This window comes from Vibrio sp. L85 (assembly GCF_963871815.1).
Taxonomy (GTDB): Bacteria; Pseudomonadota; Gammaproteobacteria; order Enterobacterales; family Vibrionaceae; genus Vibrio; species Vibrio harveyi.
Genome location: NZ_CAWMYL010000143.1, coordinates 148,538 through 167,975, shown reverse-complemented (window position 1 = coordinate 167,975; position 19,438 = coordinate 148,538). Strand labels below are relative to the sequence as shown.

24 protein-coding genes are annotated in these 19,438 nt (G+C 43.1%); 8 read left to right on the top strand and 16 right to left on the bottom strand.

The window, feature by feature from the left end:
- The first annotated feature begins 6 nt into the window (after positions 1–6).
- The 4 genes from AACR11_RS15125 to AACR11_RS15110 all read left to right on the top strand — a co-directional run bounded on the left by AACR11_RS15125 (position 7) and on the right by AACR11_RS15110 (position 4,627).
- Complete coding sequence (locus tag AACR11_RS15125; RefSeq protein ID WP_053409752.1) at positions 7–2,622, top strand: TraC family protein; 2,616 nt, start codon at positions 7–9, stop codon at positions 2,620–2,622.
- Positions 2,623–2,741: 119 nt separating this feature from the next.
- A complete protein-coding gene (locus tag AACR11_RS15120) occupies positions 2,742–2,921 on the top strand; it encodes a hypothetical protein (RefSeq protein ID WP_053409753.1) in 180 nt (59 codons plus the stop codon).
- 260 nt (positions 2,922–3,181) lie between these two features.
- On the top strand, positions 3,182–3,862 hold the full coding sequence (locus tag AACR11_RS15115) for a hypothetical protein (protein ID WP_053409754.1): 681 nt from the start codon (positions 3,182–3,184) through the stop codon (positions 3,860–3,862).
- A gap of 90 nt (positions 3,863–3,952) precedes the next feature.
- The gene (locus tag AACR11_RS15110; RefSeq protein WP_053409755.1) at positions 3,953–4,627 is read left to right on the top strand and encodes a hypothetical protein; all 675 of its coding nucleotides are present in this window, start codon (positions 3,953–3,955) and stop codon (positions 4,625–4,627) included.
- Between the two features lie 101 nt (positions 4,628–4,728).
- On the opposite strand, the gene AACR11_RS15105 is transcribed toward AACR11_RS15110, so the two are convergent.
- The 12 genes from AACR11_RS15105 to AACR11_RS15050 form a co-directional block, all read right to left on the bottom strand.
- A complete protein-coding gene (locus tag AACR11_RS15105) occupies positions 4,729–4,902 on the bottom strand; it encodes a hypothetical protein (RefSeq protein WP_157052362.1) in 174 nt (57 codons plus the stop codon).
- A 276-nt stretch (positions 4,903–5,178) separates the two neighbouring features.
- A complete protein-coding gene (locus AACR11_RS15100) occupies positions 5,179–5,430 on the bottom strand; it encodes a hypothetical protein (protein ID WP_053409756.1) in 252 nt (83 codons plus the stop codon).
- Positions 5,431–5,445: 15 nt separating this feature from the next.
- A complete protein-coding gene (locus AACR11_RS15095) occupies positions 5,446–5,841 on the bottom strand; it encodes a hypothetical protein (RefSeq protein ID WP_053409757.1) in 396 nt (131 codons plus the stop codon).
- Between the two features lie 102 nt (positions 5,842–5,943).
- On the bottom strand, positions 5,944–6,186 hold the full coding sequence (locus tag AACR11_RS15090) for a hypothetical protein (protein WP_053409758.1): 243 nt from the start codon (positions 6,184–6,186) through the stop codon (positions 5,944–5,946).
- 29 nt (positions 6,187–6,215) lie between these two features.
- On the bottom strand, positions 6,216–6,521 hold the full coding sequence (locus tag AACR11_RS15085; protein ID WP_053409759.1) for a hypothetical protein: 306 nt from the start codon (positions 6,519–6,521) through the stop codon (positions 6,216–6,218).
- A 62-nt stretch (positions 6,522–6,583) separates the two neighbouring features.
- Positions 6,584–6,877, bottom strand: coding sequence for a hypothetical protein (locus AACR11_RS15080; protein ID WP_053409760.1), 294 nt, complete (start codon positions 6,875–6,877; stop codon positions 6,584–6,586).
- Positions 6,870–7,289, bottom strand: coding sequence for a hypothetical protein (locus AACR11_RS15075; RefSeq protein ID WP_053409761.1), 420 nt, complete (start codon positions 7,287–7,289; stop codon positions 6,870–6,872). The genes AACR11_RS15080 and AACR11_RS15075 overlap by 8 nt, the downstream gene beginning before the upstream one ends.
- Positions 7,290–7,367: 78 nt before the next feature.
- Complete coding sequence (locus AACR11_RS15070) at positions 7,368–8,060, bottom strand: hypothetical protein (RefSeq protein ID WP_053409762.1); 693 nt, start codon at positions 8,058–8,060, stop codon at positions 7,368–7,370.
- 136 nt (positions 8,061–8,196) lie between these two features.
- Positions 8,197–8,622 carry a hypothetical protein gene (locus AACR11_RS15065; protein ID WP_053409763.1) on the bottom strand — a complete coding sequence of 142 codons (426 nt, stop codon included), beginning with the start codon at positions 8,620–8,622 and terminating at the stop codon, positions 8,197–8,199.
- Positions 8,623–9,149: 527 nt separating this feature from the next.
- Positions 9,150–9,914: a hypothetical protein gene (locus AACR11_RS15060; protein WP_053409764.1), complete on the bottom strand. Its 765-nt coding sequence runs from the start codon at positions 9,912–9,914 to the stop codon at positions 9,150–9,152.
- A gap of 75 nt (positions 9,915–9,989) precedes the next feature.
- Positions 9,990–10,538, bottom strand: coding sequence for a hypothetical protein (locus AACR11_RS15055; RefSeq protein ID WP_079324412.1), 549 nt, complete (start codon positions 10,536–10,538; stop codon positions 9,990–9,992).
- Between the two features lie 180 nt (positions 10,539–10,718).
- Positions 10,719–11,156: a hypothetical protein gene (locus AACR11_RS15050; RefSeq protein WP_053409766.1), complete on the bottom strand. Its 438-nt coding sequence runs from the start codon at positions 11,154–11,156 to the stop codon at positions 10,719–10,721.
- A 174-nt stretch (positions 11,157–11,330) separates the two neighbouring features.
- Here AACR11_RS15050 and AACR11_RS15045 point away from each other — a divergent pair, with 174 nt between their 5' ends.
- Positions 11,331–12,692: a hypothetical protein gene (locus tag AACR11_RS15045; RefSeq protein WP_079324410.1), complete on the top strand. Its 1,362-nt coding sequence runs from the start codon at positions 11,331–11,333 to the stop codon at positions 12,690–12,692.
- 113 nt (positions 12,693–12,805) lie between these two features.
- Positions 12,806–13,669 (top strand): hypothetical protein, encoded by an 864-nt coding sequence (locus AACR11_RS15040; protein ID WP_053409768.1) that lies wholly within the window; start codon positions 12,806–12,808, stop codon positions 13,667–13,669.
- A 104-nt stretch (positions 13,670–13,773) separates the two neighbouring features.
- On the opposite strand, the gene AACR11_RS15035 is transcribed toward AACR11_RS15040, so the two are convergent.
- The 3 genes from AACR11_RS15035 to AACR11_RS15025 all read right to left on the bottom strand — a co-directional run bounded on the left by AACR11_RS15035 (position 13,774) and on the right by AACR11_RS15025 (position 15,572).
- Positions 13,774–14,277: a helix-turn-helix domain-containing protein gene (locus AACR11_RS15035; RefSeq protein WP_053409769.1), complete on the bottom strand. Its 504-nt coding sequence runs from the start codon at positions 14,275–14,277 to the stop codon at positions 13,774–13,776.
- 156 nt (positions 14,278–14,433) lie between these two features.
- Positions 14,434–14,772 carry a hypothetical protein gene (locus tag AACR11_RS15030; protein WP_053409770.1) on the bottom strand — a complete coding sequence of 113 codons (339 nt, stop codon included), beginning with the start codon at positions 14,770–14,772 and terminating at the stop codon, positions 14,434–14,436.
- Positions 14,773–15,092: 320 nt separating this feature from the next.
- Positions 15,093–15,572, bottom strand: a complete 480-nt coding sequence (locus AACR11_RS15025) for a hypothetical protein (RefSeq protein WP_139374586.1) — start codon at positions 15,570–15,572, stop codon at positions 15,093–15,095.
- A gap of 349 nt (positions 15,573–15,921) precedes the next feature.
- Between AACR11_RS15025 and AACR11_RS15020 the strand changes: the two genes are divergently transcribed.
- Positions 15,922–17,109 (top strand): ABC transporter substrate-binding protein, encoded by a 1,188-nt coding sequence (locus tag AACR11_RS15020; protein ID WP_053409772.1) that lies wholly within the window; start codon positions 15,922–15,924, stop codon positions 17,107–17,109.
- Positions 17,110–17,120: 11 nt separating this feature from the next.
- Entirely contained in the window at positions 17,121–18,155 is a 1,035-nt protein-coding gene (locus AACR11_RS15015; protein WP_053409773.1) for a hypothetical protein, read from the top strand.
- 29 nt (positions 18,156–18,184) lie between these two features.
- Here the strand turns inward: AACR11_RS15015 and AACR11_RS15010 are convergent, their stop codons facing one another.
- On the bottom strand, positions 18,185–19,324 hold the full coding sequence (locus AACR11_RS15010) for a phosphohydrolase (RefSeq protein ID WP_053409774.1): 1,140 nt from the start codon (positions 19,322–19,324) through the stop codon (positions 18,185–18,187).
- Positions 19,325–19,438 lie beyond the last annotated feature (114 nt).

Here is a 19,438-nt window from a genome sequence, read left to right as displayed (position 1 = left end):
AGCGATATGGCAGGAATCCTAGATAAACATAACGCTATAGTAGGGCATAACCAATACGGTGATGTCCTACCTGTGCTTGAGTATATCCCGGAGATGAACGGGTACATACTTGACGGTGGATACATTGGTTTCACTTTTATCTGTCAACCACTGACAGGTGTAAACAACGACCTAATGAACTCTCTGGATGACCTTTACGAGCGTCAGTTTCCAGCAGACAGTTTTTTACAGGTGAGTTTGTTTGGTTCCCCTTACATTAAGTGGATACTCGAACGATTCGAGAATATCCGTGAAGGCCGTGCCGAAGGTGAAATGGGTGAGCTGTACGATGAAATCGGTCGTACTACATACCAGTACTATGAAGAAAGTACGGATACGCCACTACACCCAGTAACAGGCTTGAAGGTGCGTGACTATGAGGTTTGGGTATCTTTCAAGATGCCACTCAAAAAGCAACAGCCTTCAAAAGCCGAATTGACCGCGTTCCGTCGTCTTTACCTACAGCTTAAATCAACGCTTGAATCTATTGGGGCGCACCCGGACGACATGACACCTGAACTTTATGTTCACCGGATGCAGATCTTACATAACCAAGCGAAGAATGCTGATTGGCGTGAAGGTGTTAAGGGCCATGATGCAGGTGTACCGCTTCGTTACCAAGTTATGGAGAGAGGTGGCAGTTGTTTCGTCCACCAAGATGGCTTGGAATTCGGTGACATAGAGAAGGGTGAGGGCTCGTTCGTTAAGATGCTCTCCGTGCAGAAATACCCAGAGGTATTAACATTTGGTGATATTTATGACCTGGTGTGTGATTGGCGTAAAGGTAGAGAGGGCTTACGTGAGCCATTCTTGATGACGTTAAACATTCACTTCCCGCCACAGGAGAAAGCTAAGCGTGAGTTTACCAAGAACCGTGGCTGGTTAACGCACCAGGCGTCGGGACCGATTGCTAAGTGGGTTGACCGACTCCGCTTCCAGAAGAAGGACTACGACGAATTCTACATGTCCTTGGAGAACAAGGGCGCGCAGATTGCAAACTGTTACCTGCAGATGATCATATTCAGTGAGTCGAAAGCCAAAGCTGAAAAGTCTGTCATGGATGTACAGTCATTTGCATCTAAGCGTAAATGGAAGTTTGTGGAAGACCGCTACATTTGTTTACCACTCTATCTGTCATCTCTGCCTATGGGTTGTGATGAAGCGACAGTTAAAAACCTTCACCGATTTAACCGCTTCGCATCGGATGCATTGAAGTACATCACACCTATGATTGCTTCATGGAAGGGTAATGGTCTTGGGCGCCCGGTAGTGCCGTTAGTTACTCGTGATGGACAGATGTTCTGTTTCGACCCGTTCACCTCTGATGGTAACTATAATATGTTTACCGCGGCGGCATCGGGGTCAGGTAAGTCTTTCTGGATTAACTACTTGGTGTCTCAAGTACTGACGTCAGGAAACATCGGCGGCGGTAAACTGTATCGAGATAACCCTCTACCGAACGAGCGTAAACCTTTAGACCGTGGCCGTGTATTTATCATCGACGTTGGTCGCTCTTACGAAAAACTCTGTGAGCTCTACAATGGGCGATTCTTAGAGTTTGGCGAGAACTTTAAGTACTCACTAAACCCATTCAAGTCTATACACGAGTTTGCGGGTAAAGACGGTCAGGGTGACATGGTATTGTCTCTACTGAAATTCATGGCGTCACCATCGGGTACTCTAACCGACTTCCAGACAGCGCGTATGAACGTGTTGTTGAACCAACTATGGAATGAAAAGGGTAACAACTCGACCATTGATGACTTTGCCGAGATGTGTAAAGCCGATCCTGAGCCGCGTGTTAAGGATATTGGTTTCCAGTTAGAGCCTTGGTGTAAAGATGGTCCATATGGTGAGTTCTTCGATGATAAGAACCCTCCAGTAGACTTCTCCGGTGACTTCGTTGTTATCGAGCTTGAAGAACTTAAGTCGCGTAAACAGTTACAGATTGCGGTACTTCTGCAGTGTATCAGCTGTATCCAGCACGAGATGTTCCTGTCAGGCAAAGACCGAAACAAGTTGTTCATTTTGGATGAGGCCTGGGAATACATTAAGATCAAGGGCGGTGCAGGTTTAGCAGTAGCGGAATTCTTAGAAGCTGGCTGGCGTCGTTTCCGTAAGTACCAAGCTGCGGGTATCTGTATTACGCAGAGTATTTCCGATGCGTATGAGACAGAAGTAGGCCGAGCTATGGCTGATAACTCACAGTTCAAAGTGTTCTTACGACAAGAGCCAGAAGTTATCGAGAAAGTACGTGAGAACAAACAGTTCGACGGTAACGAAACTGACTTCGCGCTGCTTAAGAGTATCCATACTGTGAAAGGTGAGTACTCTGAGCTTTATATCCGTACTGGTAGCTCGAGGGAAGTGTGTCGATTGTTTGTACCTCGATACCAACAGTTGATGTTTACCACTGATGGTAAGGAACTTGCTGCTATTGACCGATATAAAGCACAAGGCCTGACGATCGCACAGTCTATTCAAGCTGTAATTGATGAAGAGCACGCAACCGGTAGACGAACCTCCACTGAGGAAACTGATGATTTCTCTGCAGAGGAACTAGAGGCTATGTTGGCCGCGTAGAACGGTACTACTTCCAGTACTTTAAAAGGCACTCTAAACGGGTGTCTTTTTCATTATTGGAGGGATTGCGGGATTTGCAGATTGGCTGATGATGTAGGAATCAAATGTAAGAGGTAGCTATGCACAATCATCGATACATTACCGGCTTATGCTCTGATGATGCTCCAGAGAGCGAGAAACAGTTTCTACGTGTCGTTACTGAGCGTCTTATGATGTCAGGCTACACTATGCGTACAGGCGGTCTTATAGGCTCACCTGAGCCGTTTATACGCGGTGCTATGGACGCGGCAGATACTTAACTATCTCGAACAAACGAGCGCTTGAGTATGAAACGTATGTGCCGGCATTAATGGGCGACGACTTGAACGACATTAGTCGATTCATGATTTGCTGGGCGCCTATGCCTACATTTGATAAGAACCAACGACAAAACGATTGTCATGGCTGTATGAGCACTGCAATCAGAATTGCACACACATATGGCATGCAGGTATTCAATACCGCGATACCTGCTCACAAAACAAGATTGCTAAGATGGATAACTGGAGATGTACGCTAAATGACTAACAAAATAGAAACCCAAGCAGTAGAGAATTTCTGGAGCCGTTTCCCTGGACACATCAACTTCTTGGAAGAAAGCGTGAAGTTAGGCCACAACGAAGAGTTTCAGATCCGTTATGACGCAGTAAACAAGTCTGCCCAAGAGTTTCACCCGGCGCTACGTGTCGAATTCTCTCTTGATATGATGGAAGCGAAGGTAAACGCGATCATTATAACTTCAAAAGAGAAGGGAGAAGGTCGCAAGGTAGCTATGAAGCTTGCAAAAGCTTGCCCAGAAGAATATCGAGAGTTGGTTACACCATATCGCTTACCTGCATTGCCGTGGGATTCTGAGGTTACCCAAAACTGGGTGACAGACATGGCCGGACAGTATGGCATGAGAAGTATCGCTAACGAAGTTGGAGCGGTGCTATCTGATGTCACGGTTGCGGTTAAGAGTAATCCTCACAACGGCAAAGTGTTGATACAGGTTGGCTTCAAAAACAAGCGTGAACTGAAAGCGGTTGGTGAAGAAATTGTATTGGTAATGCTGGAGTTATTGCTTGGCGAAGAGATTATTGCGGAAGGTGTTGATCTTCTTAGTATTAAGACAGCCAAGGAATTAAGTTCTGGTAAAATGGGCTGGGAACATACAAGCGGCTTAAATGCCCGTGATGTAATTCTCCGTAACCTGCTCTAACGGTATCCATTTATGTACAATTAGATGTATAATCAAGTAAATAAGAGCAAGGATAGCTCATTACGGATGTAAATTATTAGGAAGCTGCTGATGAATCATGTAAATCTGTTTATGCCAAAACCCATTCCGGTGCCAGATGCCGAAATGGAGGCGTTACAGGAAACAATGAATCATTTGCAGCACCTTAGTCATAACACTTCAATTCCCAATGGTAAGCAGGCTCTTACCGACTTCTTAGAAACAACTCCAATCTTACTTGCTGGTGGCTTTGCGAATCGCGGCATGTTGAACACAATGATCCCGTTTGCACACCAAGTCAAAGCCAGCACGAACTTTATCCCTTGGTTAAACATTCAAGACACTGTTAACACATGGCTATCGTGGGCTGAGAAAAGACGTGATGGTCTGTTTAACGATGACATAGATGAACAGTCACTTTGTGTTGATAGAGCCACAAAACAAATGCCTGTATTTGCGGTACAGCACAAAGGGTTAAAGCGAGTTATCTATCTACATGACCTACCAATTGAATTGGCTACATGGTGCGTACACTCTGAACAAAAGGGGTACTGCGTATTTGCAGTTAATGAAAGTTCAGTCGTGGCTAACTTTGAAGCCTTTAAGTACACCTCGGTTAACTGCGATCTAATACCTGTTAAAGCTGTGCTTCATTTTGGCTACGTAATACGAGATGGGCTAATTGTTATGAAAGGGGAGTCCTACGACCCTGAGAACGACAGTCAGTTCTATGAATTTGAGATATAAAAAAACGACCAGATAAAACATCTTGGTCGCTCTTATGTTGTTTCTATGTGTCTCACCACACACCTCCAGTCCATTACAAGTTAAAGTGCTTTGTAACGTCCTTAGAAGCGGTGAATAGCTGTTTGAGTAGGGATGTGTTTAGCGACTTCTTTAGCAAGCGCCTGATTAGGAGTCAGCTCTTTTGAGAAGTCATAGTGTTTGTAAGTTTTCTGCTCAGGTTGGTTTGCCAAAGCTACTACACCTAATACGATTACTAGTACAATTACTGCTGCCATAATTATCACCTTTGAAAGTTAGTTGGTTAATGTATCGTCTTGATATGTTTATAATCGCATCGATTGAAATTCGCGCAAGACCATATTTTAGACACAACCATCCCTGCCAGTTCTTTAAAAAAAGAACAGCATAACCCTCAAGTCACATCGAAACTGAATGTCACCCAAGTACCCGCAGTTTATCGGCTCTGCAAAGGAAACCTCCTAACTACGGATGCATGTTTTTAAATCATTTCTTTTGGTGGCTCTCATACAAAAGCCACCAGCGCACGATAGTTAATCCACTTTGATAAACACAATCGAGCTAAAGCCGAACGTGTGAAGCCCTGTACTTAGACCTGACGCGCTTGCCAACTCATTCAATTGCGTTGCCTGCTCGTAATTCCTAACAACCAAACCGCTTGTATATCGATTAGGGTGATTTACCGTTCTACACTGGTGATAGTGATGAACAGTTTCTTGAACTGGGATACTGTGTTCTTCGGCAATTTCATTAAGTGTGGTTAGTGCTGCATTCGTTGTTTGCATGATGACGTCCTTATCTTAGCGGTATCGAGGGTCTACGAATTTATTGATGATTTCTTCACTCGGTACTGCTGAGCAATGAGTAATGAGATCCGCGATAGTTAGCGGTTTATTGAATGCAGCTATACGCCAACTCATGTATGGAAGAGTTTTGTTGCCTATAAGCTTTTCATCAGCACCGAGCCACGTATACAGCTGAGCTAGGTTGTGGAATTGAGCACCACTGTTGAAGCCAAGGGCAGGGCTAAGGCGTACACCTTTGAACTCCAGTCGTAATCGAGCAGGGATATGCGATATAAGGTCGCGTAGAGGTGTTGCAGGAGTATCTGACACACTTGGTAAGCGTCCCGTCATTTGATAGTCCATTAACAGCTTTGGGTTGCGCATCATTGCGTTGATTGCGTGGTGGCTCATGATTAGTCCTTGTTGCTTGGTTGATGTGACCAATCTAAATGCAAAGGCTAATCGTGCAACTCAATAAAATGGTAGGGTGGTGGGAGATAAGGGGCGAACCCCTTACAGTTTGCGGATAACGTAGGTTACATTGTCACATGTTATTTCTATCTGACCGTTTTCCAGTAACTGAGAGTCAATATATTCAGCGTACTTCATGTAGTCTTCGACCGATTTAACCATCGTGACTGCCTCTCTATCGAAACGAGCTATGAAGCCGCTCACATCGATATGGGTTCCTTCATCGAGTAACTGCTTGCCGCAGGTTTTACACAAGGTTTCTTTGTGAACGATATAGCTATTCATGGTTAACTCTCAGTATGTTATCAACAGGGTTATTTCTTAGCATCCGTGTAAGGTTTATACGCCAGTTCGATAGCTTGCAGATAGGCGAGTGCGCTTTGGTCTTTCTCAAGAAACTGTCGCTCAAACGATAAACCTTTTAGGTAACGCTGTCTCGCGGCCACATAACGTAGGTTGCTTGGCTTATCCTCTAGGTACCGAGTCATCAAGCTACTAACTTTTGTCCGTGCAATGGGGAACTGAGCCATAACGATAGTGGAGTTTATCTCTAAATGCAGTTCAACATAAGCATCGATAAATCTCAGTACGATCTGATTAAATGCTTCGTTTTGATTCACTTATTTTGCCTCATTTATAGTGTTTTAGTTGTACACACTGTTCACGCACCGAGCAGGGTTCGTTAGTGTCTCTTTAACCAAGTTCTAAGCTCACGGATTGGTTCTTGTAGTACTACCCAGATAAACAGCATTCCAACACCGATAAGAGTCAGGCAGAGTGGTACAAACAGTACCTTTGAAGTCAGGGTGTTAATTCCGTAAAGCAATTCTTCTGGGATGCTGTCACTAAATTGAATGATCCCAAATCGCAGTAGTAGGCCTAATACACCAAGATTGAATGCCACAGCACCGAGAACGAGTTTTTGTAGGTCTTCTTGCCATGTAGTGGGCTTGTTATCTTTAGCTGCTTCAATCATTGCCGCTTTCCTTGTTGAAGAGTAACGATTCAATTTCTGTAACCAGTGAACCTGCCTCAAGTGCGTGATGTATGCTTAAGTGATGATCCCTTTTATAGTCGTTACCTGTATTCACTATGAATTCCAACGCTTGGTTTAAGGCGTATTTCAGTGCCTCTTCATTAGGCGAAGGGAACAAGGGGATTTGAGAAATAACAAAGTCACTTGGATCCAATGGCTCTGCAGGATTGGCACTGTCGTAGGAGAAGTACTGTTCCCCGTTCGAGTAGACGGTTATTTCTGGCGAGCCTGCACAACCCCACAGTGTGGCTTTGTAGTAACCTTTCGGTAGAATTTCTTCTTTCTCTTCGTCAGTAGCATACACAGCTAGTGGTTTATTCAATACATCATCGCTGGTGGCATGAATGCTCATTGCTAAAATCTCTTCTTACGGTTGCGTTACTGCAGTTAGGTATTGCGGTGAAGTTAACCTGGTCCACCGCGTTAAAATTTATTGAGCGCTTAAAATCTGTTTGGTTCGTTCATTATTCATTGGGCAAAGCGCGTAAGCAGTATCTGAGTCATGACAGCTTGCATTGGAAAATGTCACCACTCGGCCACTTGGTAGTTGGTAGAAATCGTAGCTACCGCGGCACAGCTCTTCATACTCGTCTGCATCAATTGGGATGTATGGGCGTGACAAGCAAACTGTATCGCTATTCAAAGCCGAACCCATAAGCGGTGTTAGGTGTTTAATGCCTAATGGGTTTTGGTAGATATACGATTCAATGGCCTGAATTACAGATAAGCCTTTATTAAATGATTCGGTAAAGTAGGCTTCCGACATTGAGTAATCCGGGTCAATCGCACTTAATGCCTCTCGAACATCAACAAGATAAAGGGGGAGTGATTTTTTAATTATCACGTCCTTTAGTGTGATATGAATATTTGTGTCTGAGTCATCATGGACTGTGCTCAGGAAAAATACGCGATCGCCTGCAGTGTGGTTACCTTCTGTTTTAGGGTAGGTCAGGTTAAGCAGGTAACTAAGCTGCTCAGATGGCTGACCATTTAACGATTGAAGGATCTGATAAAACTCCGAGTTGAGTGGAAAGTTTTTTGCACTTGAATTGGCTGTCACTACGACTGAGGAAAGTTGCGTGTCGTTCAAGTGGTTAAGTTGTATGTTGATACGGTGTCCCATTGTGTAATGCCTATATAATTTCATTAATCCATTGTGTGCCTATACGCTCAAAGCTAATCACAAGTGCCTAACGCGCAAGGCTAAAAAAAGTGACCGTATTAAACGGCCACCAGCTACAAACAAATGATTCGGTCAATTAGTCGCAACTAGAGTCGCCGCCAGAATCAAAGCTTGAGCTTGAACCGCTATCACTCGAACCGGAGTCAAAACCTGTTACAGAGACACTGCTATAGGTCTTAGTGGTGTCAGGTTCGGCTGAATCCATAATGGCCGCACCTACAACAGCGGTCGCAAGTAGATCATCACCATCGTCGTAATCTCTGCCCGATCGAGATGGGGTTGGTTTCACTCGAGCAGACTGAGATGCCGGCGGCACAAAAGCATGCGATGTTTTACCTGCACTTGGTGTACGTGGAGTTGGCTTATCCAATTTGTCGCCAGCTGTCTTAAGTGAATCTGCTGCTTCCTTGTCTTCGCGTGCTTTCTTAACTTTAAAGTAGAAGTGCATAGCAATGCCCAGTCCTAGACCAATGGCAATGGTCGTTCCGGTGTTCAAATCCATAAATCTCTCCGTATAGAAAATGGTTACGCCAACGGTGTTGATATGTGGCCGTGATAAAATAGTTACTGGGTAACTAATCTCATTACTCGCAGGATTATACACTACTGCAAGTTCAATGTTTATTGTATGAACATACTTAAAACGCGATAGTTTAAATTTGGGGTATTTATTTAAAAAATTTTCAAATAATTACCTCTATATGATTTTTAATACCAAGAGTCACTTGTGACTTATGTGAAGACTTTCAAACTAAATCTGTCAGTACGTGAACAACAGAAGCAGTCTTGGGTGACTGTTGAGAGGTAGATAGTAAGAATTGTTGTTTAGGTGAAGTGTTCTCTATGACTTCCGGGAGGGTATGAACGGGAAAGGTGAGAAAAAGAGAGGGGTGAGAACCAGTTTAACGAGGGTTGTTTTTATTCTCAAAGTGGGTATTGTGTAGTTGAAGGTTAGTTTGTCTCCAGTTGAGCTGGCTTTTATGGGTGGAAAAGGGCGTTAGTTGGCTGAAACTAGCGCCCTTTTACTTTTTATGACTCACACACCTCAAGTTTTACCTGAACCTGCTGCAGCTTCTCATAGAGAGCCTGTGCATTCTCCGACTTCCCCTCTCCGCGTTCTGCCAATACATCGAGAACACGAACAAGTTGAGACTCAAATTCAATGAGGTATTCGTAGTCTTCGGATACAGGTGCCTTCAAGCACTCAACAATTGCATTGTTTAGCTGGTGGGTTGAGTTAGACAGAGTTGGGCGTAACATTGCTTGTGGGTTGTATAACTCCGACCGAACCACGAGCCATTTATCACTAGCTGAAACATTGATTCGAGCCTGTCGATTGCCTGCTACCTTAGTGACTACAAACTGAATTCCATTTGCTTTGAGGTCTTCTGCAGCTTCAATAGGGGATACGCCCGGAGCACGCACGATGAATAGCCCCTGACCTGCACCGCGTGAAAGCGCTAGTGTTTTACGGGTATTCTGTTCGTAGTTGTGTTTACGAGCTGTTCTGACATGCACATCTCTTTGGTTGTGGCGATAATGGACTACATCTGGTGCAATGCAATTTAGTCGAGCAGCCTGAGCAAGTACTTCTCCCGGATGCTTCTTCGATGCACCGCCGAGGAAAACTTCTGTCACCATGATCATAATCGGAGTTGCATCAAGTTGGAGAGCTACATCTTCAAGGTTCGCGCCTGTCTTGGTCAACAAACCGAAGGAATCGATGTCTTTAACTTTGTAGCCTGGGCGACGTAATTCACGGCCGACATACAGCTCTTTGTTTTTCTGGTTCATGTTCTGCCTATAGCATTAATACTTACGTTATTCCTGTATGCCACCAGCAGGGATAATTGCTGGTGGCAGTCACGATTACTTGCCGTTGAAATTCACACCGATGAATCCTTGGATGTTTAGTTGTGTGCTCTTGGCAAAAATCGATGCACCGGTTTCACAAGCATCCGTAATAGATAATTCGTCGAAGATTTCTAATACTGTTTTGAGTTCAGCTAAGAAAAGTTCTTCTTGCTCTCCAAAGAAAACGACACCCATTTCGCCGTCTTCTGCGCCTTCCTCCTTGATGTTCATCATTGCCTGTAGTGTTTTAGGCAAATAGAACTTCTCGCGTTGTTTAAGGCTAAGAGTCAGCTGCGCATCTCGGTTACCTTCTAGTGCTTCAATCATCTCTAAATCGATGTCATCGATGACCCACTCAAGCTCACTGCGATTAACTATGATGACGCTTTCATCAAAGATGCAGCATTCTTCAATTGGGAGCTGATAGGTTTGACCGCGTTGATTTGTGTTCTCTATGCAAACGACAGACACATAGCCTTCATCAGCGTCGTAGTTAGTCGTTAGGTATTCGACGCCATTACGCTCAATTACGATGCCCGGTTTAAGTTTGCTTGCGTGATCCATGCTTCTACCTTTGAATGTTGAACGTGTTTGATAGAAACAATTAAATGCGATTTTGCTAAACGCACAATAGTACTGGACAGGTATTTGTAAGGATAAACGTTAAATTTTAAATGTGAAGTATAAGATTTGAGTAAATGAGCGACACCTTAGTTGGTCACGCTCATTTATAAAGAGTGGGAGTTATGCTCGGTCAGAGAGATTTTCTAGTGCGATGGCGAATTGTTTTACGACACTCGATGTAAGCGGGGGATGGTCTTCCACAACGCTGGCAGGAATGAACATTTGAGGCCATATTGAGTCGTTATCGATAAGCCCAATGTTGATGTGGCGAGTGCCATTAAATTTAGAATAAACGGGCATTAACTCAGTTATAGCGTTATCTCTCAAGGACATGTCTGAAAATTCTTGTTCGGCCATAACGCCCAAAACTCCGTGTCTTAGTACTACCGCAAATTCAGCCCCAGCCCATTTGGATACGATACTGTTCAGGTCTTTTGCGCGTTCAGCATCATAGTAAACGGTCAAATCCTCTGCGACAAAATCCCCGGCACAGTTGTACAGGTAGGTCGTATCGTTGATGTTGAATTTTGGCATGATGTTTTTGAGGTTTGAGCTCATGTTCGGTTCCTTAATGAAAACTGGCAATAGAACGCATTAGTTGAAAACAAGGTGTTTAAAACGCAAAATATGCGCCATGTGAGTATTTATAAAAACACGGTTAATTAAATGTGCAATAGCATTTGATTTCCATACTGCGTTCACTCAGTTGGACCGATATGTGAGGGTGAAGATTTGAAGACAATTCTCAAGCTGAGATACAAAAGTCTCATAGCTACTGTAGAGAAAGATAGGGCGCTGGCAGCACATGAAAGGTATTTGACTGGTGAGTTACCGGATCCTGTGAGCTTTGGTTGGAAGGGGATGGATGATGTCATTAAGGTATCGAGGAATATGCCTGTCGAACCACAGCCATATAACTGGATGTTAGGCATTGTCTCAGGATTTATTTTTGCACTGCTATTGGTGTTTATCCAAGACAAACAATTGTTATCTCCTTTGGTAGAACTAATACATGCGAAGGGTGGAGAACTAAAGGTAGTTCCTGGAGTGCCAGCAACCATTTCATCGTATGTGACTGACTTTGGCGCGTTCTATTTACTGGGGCTAATCATCAGTGCTCTGTACATGACCTTGGTAAAGGGGATTAAGCGCGTATATATCTGGCTGCTCATTACGCCTTTCCCGGCATTATTCATCGCGTTAGGGCTAATGTTAGTATCTATCAACTTTGAGCCCATGAACCTTCCGTTACTGACATGCTTATCTCAGCTGTGTGCCAATTACCTCCATATCAATTGGGATGTCTATGACAATTACCATCTTGTGAACTTCACGGTTGCATTCATTTTGATGTTGCCCCTTGGGTTATTTCACGCCAAGGCAACTCAAGATCAGAATGTGGATTACAAGCAGCAAGTCGAAAGGCAGTACGATGCTAACTCGTTCATGAAGCAATATACGACAGAGTTCTTGTTGTGGAATAGGAATACGTTTGAGGCAAACCAACTGTTTAAGGCGGCTGGTGAAGCCGAAGAGAAGCTGGCCAAAATCCTAAACCAAATCATGAAGAACCAAGATGTAGAAAAGCTGGGGCAACTGTACAAAGAGGAAAGCCCAAGGGAATTTTGGGTTTTAGCTTATGCACTTCTGCAGACGTTAAATGAGGCTACTGCAGTCATCAGAGAACACATGGATAGTATCCGAAGTTTTCATTCAATTGTGGAAGGTCAGGACACAGACTTTGAATACATTGAAAGTAAGTTTACCAAGCTATTTCATAAAGCTCTTGAGCCTCAGATCGGCACGTTGACTAAATTGGTAGATCAAGCACTAAGCCATAAGGAATTTAGCGCGGAACTGGAGCATTCAAATCGAATCAATGAGATGAATTGTACTGGCCCAGAATTTTGGCAACAGGTGACTACGATTAGTAACGACGTGAAGATGCTAAACGAAGAGATTTTAGAAATTGAGCGAAAAGAGCAGGGTAGAGAGATGCGTATTCTTACCGGGTTAAGTCAGACTCTCGCAGAAGAAATGCGAAAATCATTCAATGTAGTGACCACACAAATAGATTGGGTCAAAGGGCTGTAATTTATTTTGTTCGACATTGGCGCCTTGGTTTTCCGGGCGCCTTTTTTGTGTCTTGCGCGTTTAGTGAGTGGCCGTAGATTAGGAGAAAACCAAAAACAACCAAAGGCAAAACTATGAATCCACTAGTAATTAACCCTCTACAGATAAAGTACCTAACAAACGGGTGCGGTGAAGCGGTAGATGAATCATTCAAGTACCTGGACAAGCATCAGCTGGACTATGACAAAGAAGCAGGGCATACACTCACTGCTACAGAGTCGGAGTTTGTAAAAGAAGATGTTATCGGGCTTGCTGGTGGGTTGCTTCACTGTAATGTCGCGTATTCGGTCCTCTATAGTGGTACTAAGTTCCTCTGTTTAGTGCACAGTGAATCATTTGGGGAGGATTCGAACGAACAGTCGAGAGAAGAGGCTTACGACAATCACAAGCAAGCTCTAGAAGCGGCTAAAATGATGGCTGAAACATGCGGTGGTCATGTTGCGTGGCTATCAGAGCCAGATGATCTTTTCGCTGTAAGCAATGGCTTTGGCGGTGAATACGTAACGCGCATTCTGATTCCGTTCAGTCATGCCGAGCAATTTGGTTGCTACTCGATTTGGGCTAGTCACCTGAAAGGTATCGATTACTCGGTGCTCTATAAATTTACTAAGTTGAAAGCAATACTTCCTATGCTGGTACCCAACGCTAAGTTTACAGATCAGGAACTCAACGATTTGTGCAGCAGTGAGGACAGTTTGAAGGATGCGATTAATCGCTGGCTGAACAAGCAGCACGTAACCATAAAACCTCTTGTATCTCAAGTGCATCAAGAATATATCGACTTTGATATTGACGGTGCAACTAGAATCCGACGCGCTAAGATGCGATTAGACCTGAAAGATGGCGATGTTTTTAATGTTTACTATGACGTTAGCTCAAAATCTGGGGCCGAGTGGAAAGGTAACTTGGTTAACTCTATCACTCTCGCCAAGCTGTGATGAAATAGCAGACTAAATTTAGGTGTAGGTAGAAACCAGACACAATTAAGGCTCCAGAGGGAGCCTTTTTAATGCAACCGGTAAAAGTAATTTCTACGGATGCGTTACGATAACTTAACCTTCTCACTGTGGGTGCTTGGGTCAAACAAAAATAGTTTGGCTTTACCATCGTCAGGAAGCATTTTATTGATTGCTTCTAGTAGCTCCTGAGAGGAATGCCCGGGATCCAGAACAATGATTGGGGAGCCAGATGCAACCCGTTCATCAAGTAAGGCTTTCATGTCCACCAGCGGCCTTTCTTCATCTTTCTCTGACTCTGAATTTAACTTGTGGCCTTCGACCAACCTAACCAGTTCGTCGCCATCTGTAATGGAATAAGCGCGATTTATTAAAGCAAGAAAACGGACCTTTTCGGGTATCGATTTAGTACCAAGTTCAATACCGGAGAGTAGGGAAGAAGAGTAGCCAAGTGACTTGGCCATGTCTCTTAGAATGACATCGTGCTCAATTCGTAAAGCTCTTAGAAACTTTCCAAGTGGCGTTACTTTAACTGAGTTTTTACTAGAGTTGAGTGCAGGCAAAATCGTTCTTTCTGATGGATCAGACATGTCTAAAATCCCATATGTTTAATTTACAAGATTATTAAAAAGCAGTGGCAACAACCACTGCTTTAATATCAACATGACCATCATAAACATAATCTGGTAGATGGTCACAAAACAAAATTAAAAAGCTAATCCTGACATTTTAAAAACATTCCAGTACTAAGCTTGATATGAATGCGAAAGAAACTTTATTTGACTATCGACTGTGAATGCTCTCGGCTCAAGTTTAAATCGTTTGTTTTTAGATAACTCGTCGAGATAGTGGATAGTAAAATTCATAGCATCAAGTCCGTGCTTACAGATAGCTTGTTCAACTGTGGATAATGATTTAAACGCTTTGCACAAAACATCTGACGACAAAGCCTCTTTATGAATAAATATGTCCTTGTAGTTCAGGATGCGTTGCAGGGAATAGTTGATATACGTTTTTCGTTCAGCTGTCGCTAGGGCGCTGATTTCGCTGCTTAGCAGCTCTACTTGATCTAGGTATTCCGACATGGTTAAGCCCTTTTGTATTGGTCGAAATGTAAAATGGGTTGCATAAGACATGCTAGCCTACATACGAACCAGATAGATGAAGACGATTCTGGAATAAAAGATTGCCATAAGGCATAAGACGCGCAAGCGACAGGAAAGTAGAGTTTATATACTATTGCAACTATCTGACATTGCTAATGTAATTTGAAAAACAAACAGATATGGTACAAATGAAAAGAGACGGGTTACATATTCATGCACGTAATTGTTCTTTTTAACAATTATAAAGTATGTATAATCCCGTCTTTCTTGAAGTTGCCGTATGTTGTTTAAAACCGATTTTAAAACGTAGCGTTTACGGTTTTTACAAAGGCAGAGAAGCGGTCTAAGACGTTTAAATTAGTTACACCATACGTTAGATAGAACGCTTCCTCAGCCAAAATGTCATTGCCATCAAGATAGAACTTGGTGTTTGGGTGAGTGCGATTTAGCTCGTTCAGGTGTTTAGGATCTACAGACAGAATAGCTCTAAGAGCGAAGAAGTCAGTAGTCGAGTTAGCGTCCCATGTTTGATATGGGTCCAAGTCACCTACAGCGATCGAGCCATTGACTCCGTTAATATCTATTAACAGTGTCATGGTTTCCCCGTCGAACGAATAGGTTAGATCACCGTTACCAAACTCCGCTGCAATGTCAGTGAAAAGGTTGATGACGTTTGAAGGTGTTACCTCTACAACAAGGTCGTCAGACTCAATGTTGTTAGGTTGGTGATCTATACAATTTTGAGTTGTTTTAGCGTTAAACATAATTTTTTGGCTCATGTTTATTTTTGTTATATGTCACAAGTAAGCGATGGTCAGTTATCAACTTATGTTGATCATTTATAGTTATTTGACCTAGTAAGCTCCCTAAAATTGAAACATTCATTTTTTGGGAGAAAGTCACAATAATTGAAAATGAGATGTTTTCAAAATTTGTACGATTGGTAAGTTAATTAATGTGCTTAAAATTCCAATGCTGTTAACTAACAGTTCAATTATAACAAGCACTTAGATTTTTTTTGTTCATCGAAAAATATTAGGGAAATTGTCATTTGTGAATCGAAATTTCGTTAACTATTTGCTTCAAAAGCCATCAAATCGGCACAACTGGTTTAATAGAGCCTGGTTGATGTGCCGTGCCTTGGTGCTATATGGCTGTTTGTCGTTTGTTAGCGCACAAGCTTTACCATATGAAGAAGTTTCGAGGGCTGTTCACCCGTTAAAGGTGGGTGTCATTATTAGCAGCAGTGCTAACAAATCCAATTTCATAAACTATGAACGCTCATGCATTGTTAGAGGTATGGCGCGTTCATACTTCTTGAACAACAGTGACGCTCAGATCCGTTTTATTTTCGAAGAAGTAAGCGACATTTACGCGATGGCAAGTGCCAAAGCCGCTCAAGATCTAGTTAAACAGAGTGTTCAGCTTGCGGTGCTCCATTTAACGTCAACTCAAGCTGAGGCTGCAGCTGATGTATTTTCTAATGCTGGCATACCCTATATCACAAGTGCTACCTCACTGAATACCATCAAGCCTGGTTATAAAGGCGTTAGCATTTCATCTTCAAACAAAACGATGTCTAAGATTATTGCTCGTTACTTTATGGCTAACTTTCAATATCGCTCAATCGTCGTGGTACCGAATCTCTTAAATAACTACTCAGATGAATTTAGTGAGTTGTTTAAAAGGGAAATCTACAGCCTTGACCATCGTAAACACATCAATACCTATCCGTTTGGCCTTGAAAACGAACGACTTGATGATCTGGTGGCTCGTATCCCCGATGGAGCCTTTGTGTTCGCACCGTTATACAACCCCAAGATAGGTGTGCTTTACAACCGTTTAGTAAGGGCCGGGAAAAAGGACATTATTTTCTTTGGTGGAAACGTGCCAATGAATAGAACTGAATTTTTAAAAGTGTCTGGTGGTATCTCCGAGGATGTACGAGCGCTGTTTATATCTGATTGGGACATAGACCATCCAGCTACTAGCAAAAGTACTCTTGAACAACGAAGAGCACAAAGTTCTATCCAACGCATTGTGGATGCCTATTGTGATGTCGACGGCGTAACAACACATGTAACGGTTGCATACGACCTAATGAAAATGCTGATGGCAATAAGTGATGATTTCAAGGAAGGAACAACACCAAAAGAACTTATGCGGATGATTAAACAGTCACCCTATAGCACTGTTACTACGGGTAACCACTTTTCATTTGATGATGATGGATTTGCTTATAAGCCTATGTACCTGTTCGAAATGACAGGTGAGAAGCTTATTCACCTTGAAACATTTGAACCGCTTAAACCTTAAGTGAAGGCATAATGAATTATCTTAAACATAATGCGATGATTATATTCACTGCGAGCTTTATAATTTTCGCAAACTATGGGCTTTTCTTCCTTTCAGGTGTTGATTCTACGAACCGCCTGAGAAATGAGAAGGGTGTGTTTGTTGAAGCCGCTCATTACAGGTCCACTTCTGACTTAGTGTATGAAAATGCATACTACTTCAATGTGGACGGGCTTGAACGTCATATGAAGGCGTTCATTGAGCGATTTGAAAAGCAGGCACCGTTTATTAGTGCGTGTATTAGCTTGAAGTTGAGTTCCGTTGATGGCCACCAGCAAGCAGAAAGGGTGGCTTGTACGCGTGAAGATACGTTGGCCATGATCAGTTCTATGCCAACGCGAGAAACATCACGTGGACAATCTCTATTAAAAATTGGTGATTTGGACTTAGGTAAAGTCCAATGGATTGTTTCGAACCGGGTAGGAATGCCTTGGTATGAACACATGTCCTTAAACCCTTATTTATTCTTTCTCTTTGCGCTGTGCCAGCTTGGGGTGTTTTGGTATGTTCATCGATACTACGAAATGCGCCGTGACCGTCAGATTGCTGCGTTAAGAGAAATACCAGCGTCACCTGGTGAGACGATTTCCGATGTCCGTTTGAGGAACATTCAAAAAATCATATCCAAAAACAAGCGTGGCTTTGTCCTGAACAAAGATTTTCTATACGCCACGTACAAGCATCCATACGCTACATTGCACTTTACGAATGGCACGAAACAGAATATCCGCTGCTCAATGGCCGAACTGGAAAACTCATTTAGTGACCAGTATTTGAAAATTAGCCGAGCGTGCGTGATCAACACGGAGATTATTGGTGAGTACAGCCAAATTAAACTCGGTCGAAGCGATAAGGATCACGTGTTGATGATTGACGTAAAAGGGGAAACCACAAGGCAGGAAATTGGCGCGGTTTACTTTGCCTCACTAAAAGATAAGTTGATGAAAGTTAGTTCCAACAAAGCCAAGATAGAACCAGATAACAACAGCGAACAAGTTGACGAATAAAGAAGGGAGCATGACGCTCCCTTTTTCCATTATATGGCGCCAGAAGATTCAGTACTGAACGCGCCTTTAGGTAGTGTCCAAATCTTATCATCCGGGACAAAGATAGGCAGAGTGTATTCCTTTCGGAATGATTGCTGTAACGCTTCCTCGTCATCGATAATAAACGGGGTAGTGCTGGTGGCCCTCTCAAACACGTTCTTGCCGCTACGGGCGATTGTGACCCCAAATTGGTCTTCGTAATCAGCAACCTCTAAGATTTTTTCTGGCCAATACTCATTAATCGTTGCAAGTACCCGGTCAGAGGAAAAGATACAGAGCTTACAGCTCGAGCGACCCCAACCTAAGCGATATGGTACAGGTGGTGTAATTCTCCAGTCAGAAAGTATTTGCCATACATCTTCTTCGGTTAGATGAAGCACATTTCTCCAAGAGTCGATATAACGCGGCTTTTTCGGGTTTTTACTCTTCCTCTCAGTATCTACGGCATGCGGGGCAAGTTGTGACATTTTCGCTCTAGGGGATGATTCAGCTCTCCTTTCACCAGTTATGAACAGGATACGTTGGCCAAGGAATCTGTCTTGATTGGTCAAGGCTCTTTTAGCTGGATCAACTTTGAGTGAAGATGAGCACCATCTCGTGCTTAATGACCCGCTTTGTTGAGGAAACTTTCTACGGGTGCCTGGTTTGCATGTTTCGCGGCCAAGCTCAATGATGCCGGCAGGCGTTTCAAATGAGTGAGGGTGGGGAATAGAATTATGTTTTAGCATCTCCCCTCGAAGCCCTTTATTTAGCCAGCTGCAGTACAAAGGGATTCCGAACGCTTCTGCAAGCTTCTTGTTGTAGGAGTACATGAAGTTCCAATCAAAGAAGATGTCATCATTTAGAGGGTCGCCGTCGACATGGTTGTGCCAAAGTTCAATTTTCTCTTTGGGGTACCCCATTTCCAATAAGCGGCATAATCCCGCGATACTATCTTTACCTCCACTCATGCTCACGATGGCAAGGTCATAATCACTCAGATCTAAATCGGGACAGTCAAATCTTACGTGAGGGTCGGCAGGTTCAAGAGCTATAAGACTGTCACTTCCGAAAATATCTAATTGAACATTGCGACGAATTGAAGGGATAACGACGCTATCATCATAGTGGTCAGTATTGGTCATTTTCATATGATTTTTACCAGAGTGATAATGAATTGAATTTAAAAAAACAATATGTCAAAGTTCATTACCTGCAATGGTAATAATTATTTAAAACGCTGTATTTTGAATGTGATTGTTTAT

Excerpts from the sequence above, each read along its gene's own strand:
- AACR11_RS15110 (WP_053409755.1), top strand. The coding sequence starts at position 3,953 with ATGAATCATGTAAATCTGTTTATGCCAAAACCCATTCCGGTGCCAGAT.
- AACR11_RS15120 (WP_053409753.1), top strand. The coding sequence starts at position 2,742 with ATGCACAATCATCGATACATTACCGGCTTATGCTCTGATGATGCTCCA.
- AACR11_RS15075 (WP_053409761.1), bottom strand. The coding sequence starts at position 7,289 with ATGAGCATTCATGCCACCAGCGATGATGTATTGAATAAACCACTAGCT.
- AACR11_RS15115 (WP_053409754.1), top strand. The coding sequence starts at position 3,182 with ATGACTAACAAAATAGAAACCCAAGCAGTAGAGAATTTCTGGAGCCGT.
- AACR11_RS15030 (WP_053409770.1), bottom strand. The coding sequence starts at position 14,772 with ATGTCGGAATACCTAGATCAAGTAGAGCTGCTAAGCAGCGAAATCAGC.
- AACR11_RS15065 (WP_053409763.1), bottom strand. The coding sequence starts at position 8,622 with ATGGATTTGAACACCGGAACGACCATTGCCATTGGTCTAGGACTGGGC.
- AACR11_RS15050 (WP_053409766.1), bottom strand. The coding sequence starts at position 11,156 with ATGAGCTCAAACCTCAAAAACATCATGCCAAAATTCAACATCAACGAT.
- AACR11_RS15095 (WP_053409757.1), bottom strand. The coding sequence starts at position 5,841 with ATGAGCCACCACGCAATCAACGCAATGATGCGCAACCCAAAGCTGTTA.
- AACR11_RS15070 (WP_053409762.1), bottom strand. The coding sequence starts at position 8,060 with ATGGGACACCGTATCAACATACAACTTAACCACTTGAACGACACGCAA.
- AACR11_RS15060 (WP_053409764.1), bottom strand. The coding sequence starts at position 9,914 with ATGAACCAGAAAAACAAAGAGCTGTATGTCGGCCGTGAATTACGTCGC.
- AACR11_RS15090 (WP_053409758.1), bottom strand. The coding sequence starts at position 6,186 with ATGAATAGCTATATCGTTCACAAAGAAACCTTGTGTAAAACCTGCGGC.
- AACR11_RS15100 (WP_053409756.1), bottom strand. The coding sequence starts at position 5,430 with ATGCAAACAACGAATGCAGCACTAACCACACTTAATGAAATTGCCGAA.
- AACR11_RS15080 (WP_053409760.1), bottom strand. The coding sequence starts at position 6,877 with ATGATTGAAGCAGCTAAAGATAACAAGCCCACTACATGGCAAGAAGAC.
- AACR11_RS15025 (WP_139374586.1), bottom strand. The coding sequence starts at position 15,572 with ATGAGCCAAAAAATTATGTTTAACGCTAAAACAACTCAAAATTGTATA.
- AACR11_RS15125 (WP_053409752.1), top strand. The coding sequence starts at position 7 with ATGGCAGGAATCCTAGATAAACATAACGCTATAGTAGGGCATAACCAA.
- AACR11_RS15035 (WP_053409769.1), bottom strand. The coding sequence starts at position 14,277 with ATGTCTGATCCATCAGAAAGAACGATTTTGCCTGCACTCAACTCTAGT.
- AACR11_RS15010 (WP_053409774.1), bottom strand. The coding sequence starts at position 19,324 with ATGAAAATGACCAATACTGACCACTATGATGATAGCGTCGTTATCCCT.
- AACR11_RS15015 (WP_053409773.1), top strand. The coding sequence starts at position 17,121 with ATGAATTATCTTAAACATAATGCGATGATTATATTCACTGCGAGCTTT.
- AACR11_RS15105 (WP_157052362.1), bottom strand. The coding sequence starts at position 4,902 with ATGGCAGCAGTAATTGTACTAGTAATCGTATTAGGTGTAGTAGCTTTG.
- AACR11_RS15020 (WP_053409772.1), top strand. The coding sequence starts at position 15,922 with ATGTGCCGTGCCTTGGTGCTATATGGCTGTTTGTCGTTTGTTAGCGCA.
- AACR11_RS15055 (WP_079324412.1), bottom strand. The coding sequence starts at position 10,538 with ATGGATCACGCAAGCAAACTTAAACCGGGCATCGTAATTGAGCGTAAT.
- AACR11_RS15040 (WP_053409768.1), top strand. The coding sequence starts at position 12,806 with ATGAATCCACTAGTAATTAACCCTCTACAGATAAAGTACCTAACAAAC.